Genomic DNA, 21,879 nt, shown 5'->3' on the forward strand with positions numbered 1-21,879 from the left:
CAAAACCCTTTCAAAATAGTACGAATAGGGAAGCGCTCCCATTGTCAAAGACTACAAATTCTACACAGTTCAATTCAAGTCTGCCGCCGTCGCTGCATTCTGACGCCATTCGGAGCTTTGCCGAAGGGCGTCATGGTTCTAAAAACTATGTCAGCGGCGTTCGACGATAATCTCGGCATACTCGGAAGAAATGCACAGTGAATCGTTGGTCGAGATGTCGAACCTTTTGATCAGCGCCATCATGTCATTGCGCAATGATGTCTGACCTTCGGTATCCAACGCTTCGAATGCTTTTTGCATCGGGCCGTAGAACGTGCGGAAATATTCCATGAAATGCTCGGCTGACCGGTAGCGGAACATGAAGTTCTTGCGCCGAAACGATTTCACCGCGCACCGAGTGCCGAAATTCTGATCGATCCAGTCCCGGTTTCCCCACATCGCCGGAGAGTTCACGCCCGCAGGCGGCTTCACATGCTTGCCAATCGTTTTAAACAGTTGCCCGATAAAGCTTTCCGGGGTCCAGTTGGCCATGCCGATTTTTCCACCTGCCTTAACGACCCGCTGAAGTTCGGCAGCGGATTGTTTCTGATTAGGTGCAAACATTACCCCGAATGTGGACACTACCGCGTCGAATGACTGATCATTAAAGGGCAGGTTCTCGGCGTCTGCGACCTTGTAGTTTACGAACAGACCCTCGGCTTGGGCACGCTTGCCGCTGGCTTCCAGCAGGCTTTCGACATAATCTGTTGAGGTTACGTCGCAAAAGCGTCTGGCAAAGGCCAGTGTTGCGTTGCCGTTGCCCGCCGCCACATCAAGGATCGTTGAGTCTGCGCGCATGTCCATTGCTTCAGCAAGCTCTTCACCGGTTATCTGCAGCGTGACCCCGACTTTGCTGTAATCTCCGGCACCCCACGCTGCGTTCTGTTTGGCTTTGATTGCCGTGTAATCTGTTGTGGGTGCGATGGTTGATTGAATACCCATGATTGATGTCCTCCGGGTGTTGTGCTGACCCTAGATCAGCGGTTTCAAAATAGCCGCATCTTCTGAATGCGTTTGAGTTATGCAGCTTCGAGATCAGGCCAGCTGAAATCGGCGATCGGCCGCTCGGCATTGGCAACATGCTCGAAGATTCTTGAATTGACCCATTCCGGCTGGAAGATTGGCGCCATGTGTCCAAGCTCGGGCAACAATGCGATACGTGCATTGGGCAACGTCTTGGCGATGGCCACGGCGACATTCTGAGCGATCTCAGGGGATTCCAGACCGGTCATCACCAGGGCTGGCATCTCGAGATTGGCCAGATCCTTTAACGTCCAGCTCTCGGCAAACCCGTTGGCAAAATCCGTCATGACTGAGGAAATCAGGCCCGCAAATTTCTTTTTGGCCTTGTCGGGCAGGTTGTCCCAAAAACCGTCTCCGTTCCAGAAATCAAGGAAATGCTGCATTCCTGCGGCCGCATCACCTTCGGCAGCAGCGCCAGATACCAACCCAGACAAAAGCTTGATCTGTTGAAACAAGCGACGTCCTTTGTTGTTCCCATGGGCCAGAAAATGAAACGCGGCCGGTTCATAGACAGTCAGGCTTTTGACCAGATCAGGGCGCATCAGGGCGATTTTGATCGCGATGCCGCCACCGTTCGAGTGACCGACCAAATGAACCGCGCTGCCCAGCTTTTCGATTTCTCTGATTACGGAGGCCGCCAAAATTGCCGCCCCCTTTTGGCTGTGATCGCTCGCCAAAGGTGCACGACCATAGCCGGGCAGATCAAAGGCATGAACATCAAAGCGACCGTCAAGATCGGCTTCCAGTTGGCTCCACTGAGCGCTGCTGGATGCGGAGGAATGCAATGCGACAATCGGTGCATTGCTTGCTTCGGTAGACCTAAATGAAATCGTCATCGTACTTACTCACTTGCGTTTGAGATGAGCAATAACTGACGGTTCATTGTTTCATTGAAATTTCCGAAACGGGCGCAAAGTGTTTCAGTTGTTGCTCTGTGAAGCAGGTCACACAACGCGCTATCTGTCTCTGAAACATGGGAAATTACGGCCGGAATTTGCGCCACTCCGACCGGTTTGAAACAATTGAAACATTAGATGCTGATTTTGAAATGGCGCTGAAACAATGATACCGTAGAAAAATAGGATGACGATGGACATGGCGAACGATTTTCAGGAAATCGAGAAGGCAAGGGACCTTCTGCGCGATGCAATCGAGTCTCTTAAGGAAGGGTTCGCCCTTTATGATGACGACCGTCGCCTGCTCATGTTCAACCAGCGCTATGCCGAGATGAACAAGGGTGTCGCGGACCTGTTAAAGCCCGGACTAGACTGGGAAATCCTGATGCGCGAAACAGCGCGGCGCGGGATTTATGCTGACGCCATCGGCAATGAAGAACAGTGGGTCTCGGACCGATTGGCCAACGGGATCGAGTTCATTCAAGATTATGAACTGGCCGAAACGGACGGTCGAACTTATCTGGTGTCGGTCCATCCCACCAATCTTGGCGGCTTTGTTGTTACGCGCGAGGACATTACAGATCGCAAGCAGGCCGAGGCAGAGGAACGCGACGGAGACCTTCTGATCAGGAAGGTGCTGGATGCCAGTTCTGCAGTCGTGACGATGGCGCGCATTGGCGATGGCCAGATCCTGTATCGCACACCCGCCGCCCTTCAGATGTTTGGCGCCTCCAAGTTCGCGCGGGAGCATTACGCCAAGCCTGAGGAGCGCGCGGATTTTGTGACCTTGCTGTTGGCGGATGGTCATGTCGAAAACTTCAAGCTCGATTTGTGCAATGCCAATGGAAAGATTTTTCCAGCCTCAATTTCTTCGCAGCTGATCGATTACAAAAGCGAAGAAGTAATCGTAACCAGTATAATTGATCTCACGGTTCAGCAGGAAGCCGATGCTTTGATCAGGCAGGTGATGGAAGCGTATCCCGCTGCGATCAACATGACGCATGCAGAGACTGGTGAGGTCCTGTTTGCAACGCCGGAAATAAAGGCTCTGTTTGGTCCTGCCCGCAGTGCCAAATCTTACTACGCTGATCCGACAGAACGTCAGCGATACCTGAAAGACCTTCGCGAAGCGGGGTCGCTGAAAGATCGGCGGATGGAGTTTGTTGATGCAAATGGAAGAAAGTTTTGGGCTGCAGATTCTTCCCGCCTGATCGAATTCAACGGCGAAGAAGTCATCGTCTCGAACACACGAGATCTGACAGATGAGTTGGCGATTGAAGAAGAGCTTGAAAAACAACGCGAGATGCTTTTCCAGAATGAGAAGATGTCAGCGCTTGGCGAACTTCTTGCTGGCGTGGCCCATGAGTTGAACAATCCGCTTTCCGTGGTTGTTGGGCATTCTCTCATGCTGAAGGAAGAGATTACCGACCCAGATATGGCTGCCCGGATCGAGAAGATCAGCAATGCGGCCGAGCGCTGCGCGAAAATCGTAAAAACATTCCTGGCAATGGCGCGCCAGCAACCCAGCAATATCGAGGATGTCGATGTTGCTGGGCTGATCGCGACTGCGGCGGATGTCGTTGGGTATGGCACGCCATCAGATGGAATCCGCGTCGTGCAGAAAATTCCTGCTGATTTGCCACCGGTTGCCGCGGATGCCGATCAGATCACCCAAGTTATCATCAATCTGATTATTAATGCGGAACAAGCCATGAGGTCATCTGAGCGCGGTGACCTGATCGAGCTTTCAGCGCGGCGGAAGTTTGATTCAGGCATGGTCGAGTTGACGGTAAAGGACAATGGCCCGGGAATCCCCAAGGCTATTCGTGCCCGAATCTTTGAACCGTTCTTCACCACCAAGGAAGTTGGGGAAGGCACCGGTATTGGTCTCGCGTTTTGCCACAGGATCATACTGTCTCATGGCGGTCAGATCCGGCTTGATCAGAGCGACAGTACTGGCACCTGTATGCGGATCTTGCTGCCTATCGGGGCACAGAACGAGTTTGTGGAAGATGAGCCGAAAGAATCAATTTCTTCTTCACTGTCTTTGAAGGCGCTGGTGGTAGATGATGAAGTTGAAGTTGGTGAGCTGCACGCAGAGATTCTCAGAAGAGAAGGTTTTGACGTCGATTTCGTCTCATCCGGTGAGGAAGCATTGCGCAATCTTCGCTCACAAAACTATGACGTATTCCTGAGTGACTTGAATATGCCGGGTGTTGATGGACGAAAGATCTATCAGGCTCTGGTTGCCGAATTTCCGCACATGCTGAACAGAACGGCCTATGTGACCGGGGATACGATGGGGCAGGCTTCGCAAGCATTGCTTGGTGAATCCGGCTTGCCTCATCTCGAGAAACCCGTTTCGCCTTTGGAACTCAGAACCCTCGTGGGCAATTTGCTTGCCGAAGGGAAGGAAGCAACCGATGGATGAAAAGAGAACGCATATCCTGGTGTGTGATGACGAAGTCGATGTGCGTGAAATGCTTCAGGAATATCTGGGCAAGCGTGGATATGAGGTTTCGGCAGCATCCGGCGGAGATGAGCTGAGGCAGATACTTTCTGCGAACGGGGTCGACGTCATTGTCATGGATATCAACATGCCAAAGGAAGATGGCCTTTCAATACTTCGATCCTTGCGCCCTGAGAACACAACACCGGTTATCATGTTGACTGCAGCAGGCGACGTTATCGATCGCATCGTCGGATTGGAGATGGGGGCTGATGATTATCTGGGCAAACCTGTTGACCTGAGGGAACTCGAAGCCCGGATCAAGGCGATACTCCGGCGTGAAGCAATACATGAAACGGCGACCAAGGAAGCCCCCGACATCAACGGGGCGCCATTTGGCGATTTTACATTGGATAAAGACGCGGCCAAACTTCTGGCGGCTGATGGTTCCGAAGTTCAGCTGACCGCTATGGAATACAACCTGATCAAGGTATTCGCCGAAAACAAGGGACGCGTTCTGAACCGCGACCAGCTGCTTGAACAGGCCCATGATCGATCCTGGGATCCATTTGATCGCAGTATCGATATCAGGATTTCCCGTCTTCGCCGAAAACTTGAAACCAACCCGGAAAAGCCCGAGATCATCAGAACCGTGCGTGGCATCGGATATCTGTATGACCCAAAGTGAAGGCACGTTTTTTAACGAGCTGATTGCTAGCTTTAACGGGGATAATCGCCAAAGAAACGAATTGGCTGCGTGCAGAACCCTTCCGTAATCGTTACGAAGTTTGCCCAAGAGCCGTTCTGTGGTCCATTGTAGCGATACGCCAGTCTGAAGAAGGACACGCACTGGTAAGTCGACCACTCTGGGGCAATCGATATGCTATCAATCTCCGAACTACCCGAGATAGACTTTTCATCGGAAGCGTATCAGAAGCGACCGTTTCAAACCCTTGCTGAGTATGCACGGAAATGGCGCATCGCCCGTAGTAAACGCGGCGTGGAAATTTTGGACTATGACATTTGCAGGAACATGATCCTGGATCGTCGATTTGGCACAGGACATCCAAAGTTGATGCATCTGTTGGGCCTGCCGGAAGGACGTGCGCTAAATTACAAACGTGAGTCCATATCCTTCTACAACCGCGGTGATAAACGGCGCAAATTACGACAGCCGATAGCGCGCCTGATGAGCCCGCACGCCTCTGAGGCGTTCCGGCAAGACATTAAGGATGTTGTCGCTGACATCATTTCTGACATCCCGACGCATACCAGAGTCGACCTGATCGAGGCACTTTGTGATCCTACGCCATCTCGGGTTTATTGTTATTGGGTCGGCGCCGACAAAGACGACGCGCCTTATATCGCTAAGACGTCACACACAGTTCAGCAAGTTCATACGCGAGATCCGGAAAAGACGCCGGAAATTGTCGATGCGTTTGAAAGCCTGCTTGATTATGCGGACGCACGGATTGCTGCCGCGCGCGAAGCCCCTTCTGACAACCTGATTTCGGATTTGGTCCGGGCAGCAGACGCCGGTGAGTTTACGGATGACGATCTTCGGAATTGGGTTATCAAACTGGCAGAGGCGAATACCGACAACTCCTCACATCAAATCGCAGGCACCATTATCGAACTGGCCTCACGCCCCGCTATCTGGCAAAGGCTGCGCGAAGATCCTGACGCAATTCCGATTGTCGTGAACGAAGTTATGCGTATCCACCCACGGTCAATCTCAACCTCTCGCGAAGCACTGGAGGACGTAGAAATCGGTGGCGTGCAAATCACCAAGGGCACACCGGTCTTTGCAAATATCGGGGCTGCCCATTGGGATGAGCGCTATTACCCGGAACCTGAAAAATTCTCTCTCGAACGTGCTGGGCAGCCAGCTCATCTGAATTTCGGGGGTGGTGTATTCTCTTGCCTAGGGCGCTACGCGATCACAATCGAGGTTGAAGAAGTTGTCCGATATATGACTCAATCCTTTCCGCGTATCCGGTTGGATAAGGCAGAATTCAGTCATTCACCGATGTTTACAAATGTGACCGATCTACATGCGACGCTTGCTCCTTTGAGCTGATCAATGCGCATTTCAAAGAATTGAAAAACATACTCCCAAGGTTGTTGTCAGCCGATACCACATCCGCCAAGGTGCACATTCTACTCATCAAATGCAGGGGCACCCATGTTGCAACTCTCAGAGCGAAAAGAATTTGCGGTTATGACTTGCCGGGAAGCGGGAAAAGTCGCGGCCGGGTATTTTGCAAATCGGGATGCGCTGCTGGTCGACCAAAAGGGCGCTCAGGACTGGGTGAGTGAGGCAGATCGGAACGTTGAAACCTTTATTCGCGACAAGATCAGGGATGCTTGGCCCGAAGATGGAGTCTTCGGTGAGGAGCACGGTGCAAGCAAAGGGACCAGCGGGTTTGATTGGGTGATCGACCCAATCGATGGGACAACCAATTTTGTTAACGGGATTCCAGCCTGGACCATCGTTCTGGCTGGTGTGTCAAATGCGCAGACCCAGATTGGCGTCATCCATGATCCAAATGTCGACGAAAGCTATGTCGCCGTCCGGGGTGGAGGCGCAATGCTGAATAACGCCCCGATGCGGGTCGCTTCAGGCATCGCGCTGGAGGAAGGAACCGTAGCTGTCGGATATTCGAACCGCATCGAAGCCCGCCACGTTGTTCCGATTATCGCAGATCTGATCGAACATGGCGCGATGTTTCACCGAAACGCCAGCGGCGCTCTGTCATTGGCCTATGTGGCTGCGGGTCGGCTGCTGGGCTATGTCGAAGAGCATATGAACGCATGGGACTGCCTGGCTGGTCAGTTGATGATCGCGGAAGCTGGCGGCAGGATCGAGGATCAGGATGCCGACGCCATGATCCGCAATGGTGGCCGGGTGATCGCAGGTACACCGGATGTGTTCGACGCTCTGCACGAGATTGCCGAGCGTGCATGGAAGACCTGAGCGATTAGTCGAGTGAGCACCACCCGCTCAACGGTTCAAGCGTCTTTAGATCGGCCTGCCAATAGTGGCCTTGCGCGAGTTGATCGTATCTCCGGTCAATGGGACGGCCCGATAAAATGCACCATAGCAGAGTGCCGACAGCCCCGTGCGTAACAATGGCAAGGTCGTTGCCATCGTGTTTTTCAACAATCGAAATCGTTGCCCGATGAATGCGTTGTTGAGCCTCTATTGCCGTTTCCCAACCGTGAAAACTGGTAGCCGGGTGGTCAAAGAAAGCATCAGCAGCGGCTTCAAAAGCATCGCGCGGCAGAAAACCGGTGGTGCTGCGGTCATTTTCGCCAAGGTCAGCATTTAGATTTACCGGCAGGTCTCGGGGCGCCGCTAGAATCTCAGCCGTATCGCGGGCCTTTTGCTCGGTGCTGGTCCAGATTTGAGAGACCTCCGAGAAGATCTCGGCATTCGCAAACGCGGAAGCGCGGTGACGACCTGTTTCACCAAGCCCCCAATCCGTTACAGGAATGTTGGGGTCAATTACGACCTCGGGATGCGTGATGATCAGAAGCTTGGGCATTTATTCGGGCAAAAGCACGGGACCCTTCTCGGCAAAACCCATCCGAATTTCTGCACCGGGTTCAAGCGGTGCATCCACATCGTCATGCACTGCGAAGACCTGACCGAACGCTCCGGTCAAAGTGTACTCCATGCGAACACCAACATAGGTTGCCTTGGCGACGGTGGCGGCGATGCCCTGCTCGGCGCCGATCACCAGACGCGAGGGTCGGATGGCGACAGTTGCGGGCCCCTGAGGCATATCGCGAGATGACAGCGTGTGGCGGTAGCCCTCGATCTCGATCGTGGCCATATCTCCTTCGACAGAGATGATCTGACAAGCCAGCAAGTTGGCTTCGCCAATAAAATCCGCAACGAAGCGATCATTGGGTGAATCGTAGAGCTGGCGTGGCGTACCTATCTGCGCGATGGCGGCATTCCGCATCACGACAATTTCGTCTGATACCGCCAATGCCTCTTCCTGATCATGTGTCACATAGACGACCGTCAGGCCAAGGTCCTGTTGGATGGCCCTGATATCCTCGCGCACCTGGCGGCGCAGTTTTGCGTCGAGATTAGACAGAGGTTCGTCAAATAGCAGCACCTGTGGCTCTAACACCAAAGCCCGCGCAACTGCGACGCGCTGCTGCTGTCCGCCAGACAACTCGGATGGCAAACGGCTATCAAAACCTTTCAGGCCAACCAACTCCAAACCGTCCAGAGCGCGGTTGCGGGCCTCGTCTTTGGCAAAGCCCGAGAACGTGAGGCCATACATAACATTCTCAAGCACACTCATATGGGGAAACAGAGCGTATGACTGGAACACCATCGACACGTCCCGGTCCGTTGCGGGCAGTTTGGTCACGTCGCGATCCCCGATGGTGATCTTGCCCGAGGTTGCCATTTCGAGCCCTGCGATCATCCTCAGGGTCGTTGTTTTGCCACAGCCTGAAGGGCCCAGCAGCGTGACCAGCTTTCCCGCTTCGACATGCAGGTTGATGTTGTCGACAGCAACGACATCCTTGCCGAACATCTTTGTCACGGACTCGAACCGAACCGGCGCGGCTTTGGACTGCAGGCTCATGTCAAACTCTCCTAAACATTGGTCCGCGACTGCGTCATTCGCCGCCCGATCTTGGTCCGACCCACGATCAGCTGCATCAAGGCAACTACAGACAGCATCACAAAGATCAGTGTGGTGGAATAGGCAATGGCGAGACCATAGTCGTTATTTTCGACCCGCCCGATGATGTAGCTTGTCGCCATGTCATATTCCGCGCTGACCAGAAAGATCACGGCCGAAATCGCGGTCATGGCCCGCACGAAACTGTAGACAAGCGCCGCCAGAATTGCCGGGCGCAACAGGGGCAGGATGATCCGGCGGAAAGTCTGCCAGGAATTTGCACCAAGGGTCAGCGAGGACTCGTCCAGACTGCGATCCAATTGCGACATGCTGGCAATGCCTGCCCGGACACCCACTGGCATGTTGCGGAAGATGAAGCTGACAACAAGGATGACTCCAGTGCCCGTGATCTCGATCGGCGGTACGTTGAAGGCTAGAATGTAGCTGACGCCAATCACGGTGCCGGGGATGGCAAAGGATAGCATGGTGCCGAACTCAAAAGCGTCTTTTCCCGCGAAACTCTGCCGGGTCAGAAGATAGGCCGTCACGAGCCCCACGGCAGCCGTCAGTGGAGCAGCAATTGCGGCGATGGTGATAGTCGTCCAGAAACTGTCCCATGCGGCTCCTGTCCAGCGAATACCCTCTGCTTCAAACCGAACCGAGAACGCAGTGACGTAGTGTTTGAACGTGAGGGAATTATTGACCCCCCACAGCTCGACCACGCTGCCGTATACGATCATGGCATAAACGACGATGGTAAATACGGCCCAGCCAAGGGCGACCGTCAGCACCGGGATGGAAAGGCCGGTTGGCATCAATGGATGTACGCCTGCGTCGCCCTTGCCGGTGACAGTGGTGTAACTCTTTTTCCCAAGCCAAGCACGCTGCGCGTAAAATGCAGAAAGCGTGAAGAACAACAACACCATAGCCAGAACCGCGGCGCGGCCCTGATCGTATTGCGCACCAACAATTGCAAAGAAAATCTCGGTCGACAGCACATCAAAATTGCCACCCAGCACAAGTGGGTTGCCGAAATCGGCCATGCTTTCGATGAAGCCCAAAAGGAAAGCATTGGCGAGGCCCGGGCGCATCAACGGCAGGGACACAGTTTTGAAGGTCTGCCATTTGTTGGCGCGCAATGTCTGGGCCGCTTCTTCCATCGAAGGAGACACCCCTTCAACGACGCCAATCAGCACAAGGAAGGCGATGGGAGTAAAAGCCAAAGTCTGAGCAATCAGAACTCCCGGCATGCCATATAGCCAGCGCGTGGGTTGTGTGCCGAATAGCTCAGCAAAGAACTGCGTGACCGAGCCCGAAAGGCCAAACAGCAGGATCAGCGCTAGACCGATCACGAAGGGTGGCGTGATGATCGGCAAAACCGTCAGAGCGCGCAATGCGCGCTTGTAGCGAAAGCCCGAGCGGGTCACGACAAGCGCAAAGCACAGGCCAAGTGCCGTGGTGATGAAACCGACCAAAATGGCGAGGAATAGTGAGTTCCAGGCCGCCCCGCATCGCGCACCCCTGAAACATCCCAGCCCCCAAAGCCGGTCGTCAAAGAACTTCGAGAAGAAAACCGCGATGGAGTACGCGCCCTCTTCCGTCACAAAGGCAGCGAACAGCATCTTGGCGATGGGAAAGAACACAAACGCGGTAACGATGGTGATCACACCACCGATGGCGCTGACCACGAAGACGTCTCCGTTAATCGCCCCACGTGCAGCGACACCCTGGGTCAGAAGGAACAGAAAACTCGACGCGCAGATCATCGCGCCATAGCCCATGCCGAATTGCCGATCCCCGAGTTCTCCGAATACGGACTCCAGCCAATCGAAATTGTAGCCTCGGATTCCGATGCTAAAGCCTTGTGCGATCAGCCAGCCGAAGCCCAGCGCCCCTGACAGGATCAGAATGCGCGCATAGAGCGGATCTGATTTGGCGCGCCTTAGTACCGAAAGCGGCAACAGTAGAGCGATAAGAAGCGGCGCAAGCCACAGCTTTTCACCCTGCCCGATCAGAAAGGCCGCTGGAGCATAATCTTCGTCGAAAGGGTAGCCGTCCAGAAGCCACTCGAACGACCACAGGCCACCGTCAACCATGTACCACGGCAGCAGGCAGAATCCGACCCACCCGGCGATGACCCAGAAGATCAGAACCGGATGGGTCGTTTTTGTCGTGTCGTCAGTCATTTACTGCGGCAGTACCGAAACCTCTTCGTCCCATTTTTGCAGCAAGCGCTTGCGCTCATCCGACGAGCCGTATTTCTTGAAGTCATAGTCGATCAGCTTGATCTGGCTCATGTCCGGAGCGCTTTCGGACGTCTCGGCGCCTTTGTTTGACGGCACCTGAAATGCGTTGACCTGAAGGGCAAGGTTCTGTGCTTCGGGCGACAACGCCCAGTCATAAAACTTCTTGGCCTCTTCTTCGTTGCGAGCTCCGTCGATGATCGACATCGAACCAATCTCGTACCCAGTTCCCTCGCACGGCGCGACGACCTTGATCGGGAAACCCGACACGGCCTGCTTTACCGCGTCATGCATAAAGACAATACCGATGGTATTTTCGCCGCGCCCCGCAGCCTTGATCGGGGCCGAGCCCGATTTTGTGTATTGGTTGATGTTCGAATGCAGGCCTTTCATGAAGTCAAAGCCCTCATCCTCGCCAAAAATCTGCACCATTGAGGCAAGTGTCGTGTAGGCCGTACCTGACGAATTTGGGTTCGCCATCTGAACATGACCCTTGTATTCGGGCTTCAAAAGATCCTTCCAGCACGCCGGTTCGGGCAGGTTGTTTGCGGCGACAAGATCGGCATTGTAGCCGTAACCAAGCGCACCGGAATAGATGCCGATGGTTCTGTTACCGGCACTTTCAGCCTGAGAAATCGCCCAGTCATGAAGCTGATCGCGCATGGGCGAGACGTATTCCATTGTCAGACCCTCTTCTGCGGCCTGAAGATGCGGATCACCGGTGCCACCCCACCAGACATCGCCCTTAGGGTTGGAGCTTTCAGCACGAATCTGAGCAAATGTCTCACCCGAGGATTTACGTGTCATGTTGACGTCGATGCCGGTCGCATCTTCAAAGCTGCGCGCCATCAGCTGGCACCAATCCTCTTGAGCAGAGCAATAAAGAGTCAGCTTGTCTGCTTGGGCTGCTGACATTGAAGCTGCAAGGGCGATTAGCGAGCCCAATGCGGTAGACGTAAATCTCTTCATTATTTTCTCTCCCTGTTTGGTTCATTGCGTCCGGTTTTCCCGGTGTATTATGTGCTTTTTCCTTCAGACTTTCGTTGTTCCTCGAACGTGGCCATCGCGCATTCTGTATGTCCGTTCAATTACCGTTCTCTGCGATGCCAACCAGCCAATCCATACATTGATCCGGGACTTCGAAAGAGGCAATGTTTTCCGAAGTCTCACAACAATATGAGGGTTTTGCAACAGAAATAGTTGCAAAACGCCCGAAACACCACAAAAGTGAATATGAAGCCGAGTCGGGTTGCCGGATGTCCAAAACAGAAACACGCGGGATGAGGTCTGAAAAAAGTCAGGCTCGGGTTAAAAAATCCGATCGCCGTCGAGAGATCCTGCTTGAACTGAAGTTGCGCCCGCATGTCCGGATCAGTGAGCTGGCGCAGCGGTTCAATGTGTCGGCAGAAACCGTGCGCCGGGATTTCGATGCCTTGTCAGAAGACGGGCTGATCGCACGCGCACATGGCGGGGCATCTGCGCCCACACAGGGACGATATCCAAGTCTTGATGAACGGACCAATGCGCGTACGGAGGAGCGTGAACGAATTGGAAGATGTGCGGCCGCGCTGATTCAGGATGGCGATACGGTGATGATAGATTCCGGTTCGACCACGGTTGAGATGGCGCGCGCGCTTTCTTATCAGGGAACTGAGTGCACGGTGATAACAAACTCAATCCCCGTAGCGATGACACTCGGCCATTCGCCCACCCAGGTTCTCTTGTGCCCAGGCGAGTATCTTGCCGAGGAATCGGCCATTATTGGCACTGATACGCTCGAATACCTGTCCCGTTTCAATGTCGATCAATGCATGATCGGGGCATCCGGAATTTCGGCCGAGGGCCCGTCTGAGACCGTGCAGGGGTTTGCTGCGGTCAAACAAAAGATGTTGGCGCGATCAGCTAAACGGCATTTGCTGATTGGTTCAGAAAAATTCGGGCGCAAAGGCCTGTCGCAGGTAGGTGATCTTGATGGGCTGGATTCCATCATCACCGACACAAAGCCGAAAGGTGATTTGCTGGGCTCTATCAATGCAGCTGGCGTTGCCATTCTTATCGGAGAATCCATTTCAAAGAACGACTAACTGTGGACAGTGACGGCCACGCATAACTGGGAGGAATAATATGAATATTGACGTCAAATTACTGATCGGAGCATCAGCATTTGCACTTTTGTCGTTGGGCGGGGCTGCGTCGGCTCAGGATTGTCCGCGCGGTGATCTGGATGAACGGTTCTGCGATGCCGACGGTGATCTGATCGCGGACATCCCCACCGATCCTTCCGAACAGATCGATCCCGACACATTGATCTTCGCCTACACTCCGGTCGAGGACCCAGCCGTTTACAAAACCGCGTGGTCGGACTTTCTTGACCATTTGAAAGCTGAAACCGGTAAAGATGTTGTCTTCTTCCCGGTTCAGAACAACGCCGCCCAGATCGAGGCGATGCGGTCTGGACGCCTGCATATCGCGGGTTTCAACACTGGTTCGAACCCGCTGGCGGTGAACTGCGCCGGGTTCCGTCCTTTCACGATCATGGCCTCAAAAGATGGTAACTTCGGGTATGAAATGGAGATCATTACCTATCCAGGCTCTGGCATCGAAAAGGTCGAGGACATCAAGGGCAAGCAACTGGCCTTTACCTCACCCACTTCGAACTCGGGATTCAAGGCACCGTCGGCCATTCTGAAAAGCGACTTTGATCTGTTGCCCGAACGTGATTTCGAACCAGTCTATTCTGGCAAACATGACAACTCGATCCTCGGTGTGGCCAACAAGGACTATCTGGCTGCTTCGATCGCAAACTCGGTCAAATCGCGGATGATCTCGCGAGATGTGATCAACGAAGACGACGTCATCACGATCTACAAGTCGCAGACTTTCCCGACGACCGGCTTTGGCACCGTGTACAACCTGACTCCGGAACTGCAGGAGAAAATCCGCAACGCTTTCTTCAGTTTCGAATGGGACGGCACGACACTTGAGGCTGAGTTCTCAAAATCGAACGAAGGCCAGTTCCTCGAAATGACCTATCAGGAATTCTGGGACGTGATCCGCAAGATTGATGCGGCAAACGGCGTTTCCTACGCCTGCCAATAATCCGTTACTATAATGACGGGCCCCGCCGGGCCCGTCTCAACCCTTACAGGGGTATTAAATGCTGCGGCTTCGAGAGCTTACCAAAACTTACAAAACCGGGGATCAGGCGCTAAAAGCAATCAATCTTGATGTGCCCAAGGGACAGGTGCTTGCTTTGATCGGCCCATCCGGCGCAGGCAAATCCACGATGATCCGCTGCATCAATCGACTGGTTGAGCCGACAAGTGGCGCTGTCATGCTAGATGATACCGACCTGACCAAACTTGGCTCAGGCGGGTTGCGCAAAGCGCGACGCGAAATGGGTATGATCTTTCAAGAATATGCGCTCGTTGAACGCCTGACGGTTATGGAAAACGTCCTGTCAGGGCGGTTGGGATATGTCGGCTTTTGGCGCAGCTTCCTGCGGCGATACCCTCAATCTGATGTCGATGAAGCCTTTCGTCTGCTTGATCGGGTAGGACTGCTGCATATGGCAGACAAACGCGCCGATGAACTGTCGGGCGGTCAGCGTCAGAGGGTCGGCATCTGCCGCGCTCTGATTCAGAACCCCAAACTTTTGCTGGTGGACGAGCCAACTGCCTCTTTGGACCCCAAAACCAGCCGTCAGATCATGCGGTTGATTACCGAGCTTTGTCAGGAACGCGGATTGGCAGCGATCATCAACATTCACGATGTGGCGCTTGCGCAGATGTTCGTGCCGCGCGTCGTGGGTCTTCGGTTTGGCGAGATCGTATATGACGGCCTCCCCACCGGTCTTACCCCCGACAAACTAACCGAAATCTACGGTGAAGAAGACTGGGAAGCCACGATTGAAAAAGTGGACGAAGACGAAGAGATCGAGGCCGCAGAATGAGCCAAACCGAACTTGATGACGTTCTTGGCAAGGGGTGGCGCAAACCGCCGTTTGTTAAGAACGCGATGCTCCGCTGGGCTCTGATTGTTGGTTTTGTTGCCTACCTGATTGCCGCCATTCTGACCATCGAGGTCGATTGGGGTCGGGTTTATGAAGGGCTGGATCGCGGCTGGGCCTTTGTGCTCGCCTTCACCAGCCCCGATTTCATATCGCGCTGGGGCGATATCTGGAGCGGTTTGCTGGAAAGCATTGTCATGACTGTTGCGGCGTCCGTTGTGGGCATCCTGATTTCGATCCCGATCGGACTGGGTGCTGCACGCAACATCGCTCCTCTGCCCATCTACGTCATCTGCCGCGGCATTGTCGCCATCAGCCGTGCCTTGCAAGAGATCATTGTAGCGATCCTGTTGGTTGCGATCTTTGGCTTTGGTCCGCTGGCAGGTTTCCTAACGCTCTCATTCGCCACCATCGGGTTTTTGTCGAAACTTCTGGCTGAAGATATCGAGGCCATGGACAAAGTGCAGGCTGAAGCCATCAAAGCCTCGGGCGCACGCTGGATGCAGTGGATCAATTACGGCGTGCAGCCGCAGGTCATGCCGCGGCTGGTTGGTCTTTCAATGTACCGGATCGATATCAATTTCCGCGAAAGCGCCATTTTAGGGCTTGTGGGTGCGGGCGGCATCGGAGCGACACTGAACACAGCCTTCGATCGATACGAATACGACACTGCTGCCGCCATACTGATCCTGATTATCGGGATCGTCATGGCGCTCGAATACCTCTCGGGTATCATTCGCGCGAGGGTACAGTAATGCCGGTTCTGGAGCAGGAAGGTACGCAGATTTGGCGCAGGCGAACGACCGGACAAAGCCTTGTTCGCTGGTTTGGCTGGCTTTTGGGCGTCGCAGTTTTTGTCTATTGCTGGCAGATCATCTCGGCGTCGACGACTTGGTTCTTTGTCTGGGATGCACCGCGCATCGCAAATGACATTTGGACCCGTGCGACACCACCAAAATGGGACTATATCACGCAATTGGGGCGTCCGATCTGGGACACGCTGAATATTGCCACGCTCGGCACGATCATCGCCCTGTTTCTTGCCGTACCAGTCGCTTTTCTGGCTGCGCGCAATACCACGCCCTCGGCAGTTTTCATCCGGCCTGTCGCGCTGCTGATTATCGTTTCAACCCGTTCGATCAACTCGTTGATCTGGGCCCTCCTGCTGATCGCAATCATCGGTCCAGGGGTTTTCGCAGGCGTTATCGCCATCGCGATCCGGTCTATCGGGTTCTGCGCCAAGCTGCTTTATGAAGCCATAGAAGAAATCGACCACACTCAGGTCGAGGCCATAACGGCCACCGGCGCATCGCGCTGGCAGATCATGGCTTATGGCATCGTCCCACAAATTCTGCCCGCCTTTGCAGGCATCGCCGTTTTTCGCTGGGATATCAACATCCGCGAATCCACGGTTCTTGGCCTGGTTGGAGCGGGGGGTATCGGACTGCAACTATCGGCTTCGCTCAATGTCCTGGCATGGCCGCAGGTCAGCCTGATCCTGATTGTCATCCTGATTGCCGTGATGATCAGCGAATGGGTCTCTGCCAAAGTGCGGGGGGCGATCATTTGAGCCAAATCTCGATTGAAGAGGCGTTCAATGCATACGAAGCTGCGCGGCATCGTCTGCCCTCTGCTGCCGCTACTGGCCAGTCCTTTCGTCGGGTGGAAACACTTGAAGATGTAGCCGATGAGTTTGACGTCTTCCTTTTGGATGCGTTCGGAGTTCTTAACATTGGTGAAACCGCTATCCCCGGTACGCCTGAACGGGTCGCAAATCTAAAGGTCATGGGAAAGCGCGTTCTTGTGGTTTCGAATGCTGCCGGGTTCCCTCATGCGGCATTGATCGAGAAATACACTCGGCTTGGCTATGATTTTGCTTCGCAGGATGTCATCACCAGCCGCGCAACGCTGCTTGCAAATCTTGATTTGCAACGCGATCTGCACTGGGGGTTGATGGCAACACCAAGCACGGGCCTTCGCGATCTGGAAGGTTTGAACCTGACCTATCTAGAAGAAGATCCAACACCCTATGATGCGGTCGACGGATTTTTGATGATTGGGTCTGCGGCCTGGACCGAAGCGCGTCAGGCATTGTTGGAGTCTACTCTGTCAAAGCGGCAGCGACCTGTATTGGTCGGCAACCCGGATATTGTTGCCCCCCGAGAAAGTGGCTTTTCAATTGAACCTGGCCTGTTCGCACATCGCCTCGCCGACCGAACAGGTGTGGTCCCTGAATTCTTCGGAAAGCCGTTCGGCAACATTTTCGATCTGGCATTCAAACGGCTGGGATCCATCGACAAATCCCGCGTTCTCATGGTCGGCGACAGCTTGCATACAGATATTTTGGGCGCAAATGCAGCAGGGATCGCGTCGGCTTTGGTCTCAGGTTACGGTTTTTTTGCCGGACACGATATTGAAACAGCAATCGATAAGGCCGGTATCGTTCCGGACATCATCGTAAGCCGTCCTTGAAACTGGCCGAAACCCCATCGAATGCTATCCATAGGACCGCTAAGACATACCAAACCAAGAGCTGGTCAGAGGCCTATTCGCAAAAATAGAACCTGACCAGCAATTGGTGGGTTATGCGTGCCGCTACAACGTATTGGAAGACGCTCTACTGCGTTTTCAATACTGCCCTAGAATAGCTGCAAGTCCTTCGCGCCACTTTGAATTTCGGCGAAGTTCGGCATGTTCTGCACAACCACAGGAGCCGGAGCGGTGCCCGGCATCGCGACTGTTGGTTTCGCAACAGCCGCTTTACCAAAGGCGGGTTTCTCCAGCTCTCCTCGGATATCGCGCAGCAACGTTTTGTGATCTGGCATTGATTTGAGGATCTGCGCGAGGTCCATTTTCGCACCTTTCCACCACTGGAACCAAATCGGTTTCTTCAACGGCCGAATGCGATCGCGTATGCCCGTGCCATAGCCGGTATCATAAACCTGCTTGCCCAAAAGGACGGTCTGATAAACGCGGAAGTTGAACAGCGTTGCAAACTCGATATCGTGTTCCATCGGCAGACGGTGCTGCCACAGCTCTAGGTTCTCAGCCAACCGATCCGGGATTTTCATCTCGGTGCGGGCGTCGATCCAGTATTGATCATCGGTGCGGTTCCCCAATCGGTAGTGCAGACAGATGAAATCTAGAACTTCGTCGTAGAGCTTGTTCATCTGACGGTTATACCGATTGCGCAGCGCTGGCTCGATATCGCGTGTCGGCAAATGCTCAGCGAACCAGCGTATTGCATGATCGATCATATGGATTGCGGTACTTTCAAGCGGTTCTATGAAGCCACCAGACAGACCGATCGCAAGACAGTTCTTGACCCACGCATTGCGTACGCGGCCGACGCGCATCGGGATCACGCGGGGTGTCAGACCCTTGCCGCTATCACCCAGCCACTCCAGATATTCATCCGCCGCTTGATCATCGGTACGATGCGCCGATGAATACACATAGCCCGTGCCCACGCGATTGTAGAGTGGCACCCGCCACGTCCAACCTGCACCAAGCGCCGTCGACCGCGTGACGCTTTCGATCTTCTCCGGATCGGGATGTTCGATCTGCAATGCCATGGCGCGATCGTTGGGCAGGTATTCGGAATAATCCATAAATGGCTCGCCCAGCGCCTGATTGATGATCAACCCGCGGAAGCCGGTGCAATCAATGACCATCTCGATGTCATGGCGGCCCTTGCGCTCTAACATCAAATGACTGACGTTACCGTGTTCATCCAGCTCGACCGATTGAACTTCGTCCTGAATATGTTCAACGCCACGCTTGGTACAGACTTTGGTCAACATACCCGCAAATTTCACGGCATCCAAATGATAGGCATAGCCAAACCGCTGCTCGAATTCGGGCGCACCTAAGGGCCGCGCCCCTTTGCACAGGCGAGCAAGATCATCATGCGGCGAGATCGATTGCGTAAAATCCCGATCGCCATTGCCAAATCGTAGGAAATACTCGGCTGCTTCCAACCCTTCCAGCAATTGACCATGCGCAAACGGGTTTACATAATCAATGCGATTGCCCTTTGCGTCGTTGTTCCAGTTACAGAACTTCACACCCAGCTTGAATGACGCGTTGGTTTCGCGGAAAAAATCCCTCTCGGCAATACCCGCCTGGCGGAGCGTGACCGGCATACGCGGTACAGTCGCTTCCCCAACGCCCACGGTTGAGATATTGGGGCTCTCGATCAGGCAAATACGCGGACGATCCTTAGGCGCCGAAGTGCGTGAAAACACCATGTCCAAGATCAGCGCGGTCATCCAACCGGCTGTACCACCCCCAACGATGGTGATTTTGCGCAAACGATTATTCATGTTTATTTGTCCCTGTTGGCTCGAGGGGAATTTGCAGCTGCTTCTTGTTTTGTACTGATGTATATTTGGCAGCGTTCCCCGTTGGCTTGGGGGAAACATAACAGCTTTCCTGCGTACAGCCAGAGTCTATGGCAATTCGTTCGACCTGCACATCCACTGATCTGGTGCCAGATCCCTAAAATGCCTAAAAATATTTTTGTTAAGAGACGTTCATTTTGTTTGATTGCACTTAGGAAATTCAAGCGTAGTCGCCCAAAGTTTTGCGAGATAATTGCAAACATGGGTTATTCTGCTGTTAGCCCGATTAGATTTGCAAGCTCCACTGGTGAGCTTTGCCATGTCTCCCAGTTGATATTTCGGAATTACCGCAATGAATTAATAGCTTGTAACACGAGAAGGGCCGCCCAACGAACCCGTTTATTTGAATTTACTGGAACCAAAGTGGCCATCCCTTCAAGGTCTTGTAGGCAGTTTGAGATCAGCTTTGGTTCCGCGCCGGGTCTCCTATGGCGTGATCCAGCAGGTTGATCCGGGCCGACTGGATGTAGCATCAATCCTCATTTCTTTCTGTAGCTTAGAGGGCCGGTCGAGGCTTGCTGAATGGAGCCCTTGAGTTGCTCAGGAGAAGCAGTCTGGGTGGCACGGTTGAGATTGGCGTAGACGGCAGAATGTCCAGACGACGCTTTACGGTGATTTCAGGCGATCACCTACTGGCAAATGGATAGTCGGACTGACGACGTTCATTCTCCAATTCCCGCTATTGCTCGCGAAGGACTTCATTACCCCAGTATTGTATCTGGTATTGGAAGACTGACCTAAACAGGCCGTTCAGTTCACACGCCTGACTATTGTCCTTGGATCAACGGAGGACGAAAAATCGCCTTAAGTTTTTTTGTCGAAAGAACCTTCATTGCCCCGTTATCTAGCATGACAGCCTCCAACATCCGTCACAGACAGTTATTCTCGTTCCGCTGCGTTCGCAGCTCCTTCGCACCCGAACGTTCATCCCGCAAAAATTGGCTCTGTATCTGAAAAAGATCGCAACACTGGCTCAAAGGCGAGCCGCGTGCTTGAAGCGAGTAACCAAGTATATCGGTTTTCCCAACGTCCGAAAAATTTAATCTTTCAGACACATTCCGGACATCTCATGCAGATACTAAACAGTTACGGCGCGCTTGGAGGATGTCTGATGATTTCTTGAGGGGGTACGAGTGCAGCGCGTCGTACCTTATCCCTCATTTCAGTGTGTGAGGTATTACGCGAGCTTCACAACCGATCCCTGCTTCAAGGAAGTGTCTGCCGCATCTGCCAGTTCCTGCGCCCGTAACCCGTCAACGATACCCGGAGAGGGAGAGGATGCGCGAGACACCGCATCAACGAAGTGTCCCATTTCTGCCCGATAGGCACTTTCATATCGCTCAAGGAAGAAATGTTGCGCGGGGGCTTTCTGAAACCCGGCAGGTGTCGCAATCTCGACCGCATTTTCCAGCATGTTTTCAGCCCGCAACATGCCCTTCTCACCATGAACTTCAATGCGTTGATCATAGCCATAGCTTGCCCGGCGCGAGTTTGAAATCTGGCAAATCTTGCCGCTCGCCGTGGTCAAGGTGACAGCAGCGGTATCGACATCTCCGGCCTTGCCGATCTCGGGGTCGACCAGCGAAGAGCCAACCGCGTAGACGCTGATTGGTTCTTCACCCAGAAGGAAGCGCGCCATATCCAGATCGTGGATCATCATATCGCGGAACAGCCCACCCGAGCTTTCGATATAGCTGATTGGTGGCGGCGAGGGATCGCGGGACAGGATGGTGACGATCTCGACGTTTCCGATTTCGCCGTTGGCGATGCGGGACTGGATATTGGCAAAGCTGGGATCAAAGCGGCGGTTGAAGGCAGTCATGAAGGGCACGCCGGTGGCTTCGACAACTTTGATGCAGTCGCGGATGCGGTTTGCGGACATATCAACTGGCTTTTCGCAGAAGATAGCTTTGCCAGCATTCGCGGCTTTGTGGATCAGATCGTAGTGGGTATCGGTCGGGGTGCCGATGACCACCGCGTCGACATCAGCGCTGTCGATCATTTCTTCTGCCGACAGAACCATTGCGCTGGTTTTGGCGGCCAGCATCTGCGCGGGCTCTTCGAAGGCGTCCGCCACGGCTGCGACACGCGCGCCGTCGATCTGCCCGATGGACCGTGCGTGGACCTGGCCGATGCGACCACAGCCCAGTAATCCGATATTCAGCATA

General features: G+C 53.9%; 18 protein-coding genes. 10 read left to right on the top strand and 8 right to left on the bottom strand.

Translation table 11 applies throughout. The annotated features are described in order from the left end of the window. Positions 1 to 150: 150 nt before the first annotated feature. A complete protein-coding gene (locus ACR3EJ_RS04920; protein ID WP_170542149.1) occupies positions 151 to 981 on the bottom strand; it encodes a class I SAM-dependent methyltransferase in 831 nt (276 codons plus the stop codon). Positions 982 to 1,058: 77 nt separating this feature from the next. Beyond that, positions 1,059 to 1,898 carry an alpha/beta fold hydrolase gene (locus ACR3EJ_RS04925; protein ID WP_170542146.1) on the bottom strand — a complete coding sequence of 280 codons (840 nt, stop codon included), beginning with the start codon at positions 1,896 to 1,898 and terminating at the stop codon, positions 1,059 to 1,061. Positions 1,899 to 2,157: 259 nt separating this feature from the next. Between ACR3EJ_RS04925 and ACR3EJ_RS04930 the strand changes: the two genes are divergently transcribed. The 4 genes from ACR3EJ_RS04930 to ACR3EJ_RS04945 all read left to right on the top strand — a co-directional run bounded on the left by ACR3EJ_RS04930 (position 2,158) and on the right by ACR3EJ_RS04945 (position 7,384). Beyond that, positions 2,158 to 4,389 (top strand): ATP-binding protein, encoded by a 2,232-nt coding sequence (locus ACR3EJ_RS04930; protein WP_260023469.1) that lies wholly within the window; start codon positions 2,158 to 2,160, stop codon positions 4,387 to 4,389. Further along, a complete protein-coding gene (locus ACR3EJ_RS04935) occupies positions 4,382 to 5,095 on the top strand; it encodes a response regulator (protein ID WP_170542138.1) in 714 nt (237 codons plus the stop codon). The genes ACR3EJ_RS04930 and ACR3EJ_RS04935 overlap by 8 nt, the downstream gene beginning before the upstream one ends. A gap of 192 nt (positions 5,096 to 5,287) precedes the next feature. Then, positions 5,288 to 6,487, top strand: a complete 1,200-nt coding sequence (locus tag ACR3EJ_RS04940) for a cytochrome P450 (RefSeq protein WP_480422787.1) — start codon at positions 5,288 to 5,290, stop codon at positions 6,485 to 6,487. Positions 6,488 to 6,592: 105 nt separating this feature from the next. Continuing rightward, the gene (locus tag ACR3EJ_RS04945) at positions 6,593 to 7,384 is read left to right on the top strand and encodes an inositol monophosphatase family protein (RefSeq protein WP_170542133.1); all 792 of its coding nucleotides are present in this window, start codon (positions 6,593 to 6,595) and stop codon (positions 7,382 to 7,384) included. A gap of 4 nt (positions 7,385 to 7,388) precedes the next feature. Here the strand turns inward: ACR3EJ_RS04945 and ACR3EJ_RS04950 are convergent, their stop codons facing one another. From ACR3EJ_RS04950 to ACR3EJ_RS04965, 4 genes are read right to left on the bottom strand one after another with little or no spacing between them, the layout of a single operon-like run. Next, positions 7,389 to 7,955: a histidine phosphatase family protein gene (locus tag ACR3EJ_RS04950; RefSeq protein WP_170542130.1), complete on the bottom strand. Its 567-nt coding sequence runs from the start codon at positions 7,953 to 7,955 to the stop codon at positions 7,389 to 7,391. Then, positions 7,956 to 9,017, bottom strand: a complete 1,062-nt coding sequence (locus ACR3EJ_RS04955) for an ABC transporter ATP-binding protein (RefSeq protein ID WP_170542126.1) — start codon at positions 9,015 to 9,017, stop codon at positions 7,956 to 7,958. An 11-nt stretch (positions 9,018 to 9,028) separates the two neighbouring features. Beyond that, positions 9,029 to 11,242: an ABC transporter permease gene (locus ACR3EJ_RS04960; protein ID WP_170703547.1), complete on the bottom strand. Its 2,214-nt coding sequence runs from the start codon at positions 11,240 to 11,242 to the stop codon at positions 9,029 to 9,031. Beyond that, positions 11,243 to 12,268, bottom strand: coding sequence for an ABC transporter substrate-binding protein (locus ACR3EJ_RS04965; RefSeq protein WP_010438296.1), 1,026 nt, complete (start codon positions 12,266 to 12,268; stop codon positions 11,243 to 11,245). A 287-nt stretch (positions 12,269 to 12,555) separates the two neighbouring features. Between ACR3EJ_RS04965 and ACR3EJ_RS04970 the strand changes: the two genes are divergently transcribed. Genes ACR3EJ_RS04970 through ACR3EJ_RS04995 form a run of 6 tightly spaced genes read left to right on the top strand, consistent with a single transcriptional unit; the run spans position 12,556 to position 17,780 of the window. Further along, positions 12,556 to 13,383 (top strand): DeoR/GlpR family DNA-binding transcription regulator, encoded by an 828-nt coding sequence (locus tag ACR3EJ_RS04970; RefSeq protein WP_319545622.1) that lies wholly within the window; start codon positions 12,556 to 12,558, stop codon positions 13,381 to 13,383. Between the two features lie 40 nt (positions 13,384 to 13,423). After that, positions 13,424 to 14,398 carry a phosphate/phosphite/phosphonate ABC transporter substrate-binding protein gene (phnD, locus tag ACR3EJ_RS04975; RefSeq protein ID WP_170471462.1) on the top strand — a complete coding sequence of 325 codons (975 nt, stop codon included), beginning with the start codon at positions 13,424 to 13,426 and terminating at the stop codon, positions 14,396 to 14,398. A gap of 58 nt (positions 14,399 to 14,456) precedes the next feature. Beyond that, positions 14,457 to 15,251 carry a phosphonate ABC transporter ATP-binding protein gene (phnC, locus tag ACR3EJ_RS04980; protein WP_170542116.1) on the top strand — a complete coding sequence of 265 codons (795 nt, stop codon included), beginning with the start codon at positions 14,457 to 14,459 and terminating at the stop codon, positions 15,249 to 15,251. Further along, a complete protein-coding gene (gene phnE / locus ACR3EJ_RS04985; protein ID WP_170542113.1) occupies positions 15,248 to 16,063 on the top strand; it encodes a phosphonate ABC transporter, permease protein PhnE in 816 nt (271 codons plus the stop codon). The genes phnC and phnE (ACR3EJ_RS04985) overlap by 4 nt, the downstream gene beginning before the upstream one ends. Continuing rightward, positions 16,063 to 16,878 (top strand): phosphonate ABC transporter, permease protein PhnE, encoded by an 816-nt coding sequence (gene phnE, locus ACR3EJ_RS04990; RefSeq protein ID WP_010438311.1) that lies wholly within the window; start codon positions 16,063 to 16,065, stop codon positions 16,876 to 16,878. Before phnE (ACR3EJ_RS04985) ends, phnE (ACR3EJ_RS04990) begins: the two co-directional genes overlap by 1 nt. After that, the gene (locus tag ACR3EJ_RS04995; RefSeq protein ID WP_170542110.1) at positions 16,842 to 17,780 is read left to right on the top strand and encodes a TIGR01459 family HAD-type hydrolase; all 939 of its coding nucleotides are present in this window, start codon (positions 16,842 to 16,844) and stop codon (positions 17,778 to 17,780) included. Before phnE (ACR3EJ_RS04990) ends, ACR3EJ_RS04995 begins: the two co-directional genes overlap by 37 nt. Before the next feature lie 167 nt (positions 17,781 to 17,947). Here ACR3EJ_RS04995 and ACR3EJ_RS05000 read toward each other — a convergent pair whose 3' ends face one another. Together ACR3EJ_RS05000 and iolG are read right to left on the bottom strand one after the other, a co-directional pair. After that, on the bottom strand, positions 17,948 to 19,633 hold the full coding sequence (locus ACR3EJ_RS05000; protein ID WP_170471469.1) for a tryptophan halogenase family protein: 1,686 nt from the start codon (positions 19,631 to 19,633) through the stop codon (positions 17,948 to 17,950). A gap of 1,255 nt (positions 19,634 to 20,888) precedes the next feature. After that, complete coding sequence (iolG, locus tag ACR3EJ_RS05005) at positions 20,889 to 21,878, bottom strand: inositol 2-dehydrogenase (RefSeq protein ID WP_170542107.1); 990 nt, start codon at positions 21,876 to 21,878, stop codon at positions 20,889 to 20,891. Position 21,879 lies beyond the last annotated feature (1 nt).

This window comes from Ruegeria sp. AB11 (assembly GCF_056536325.1).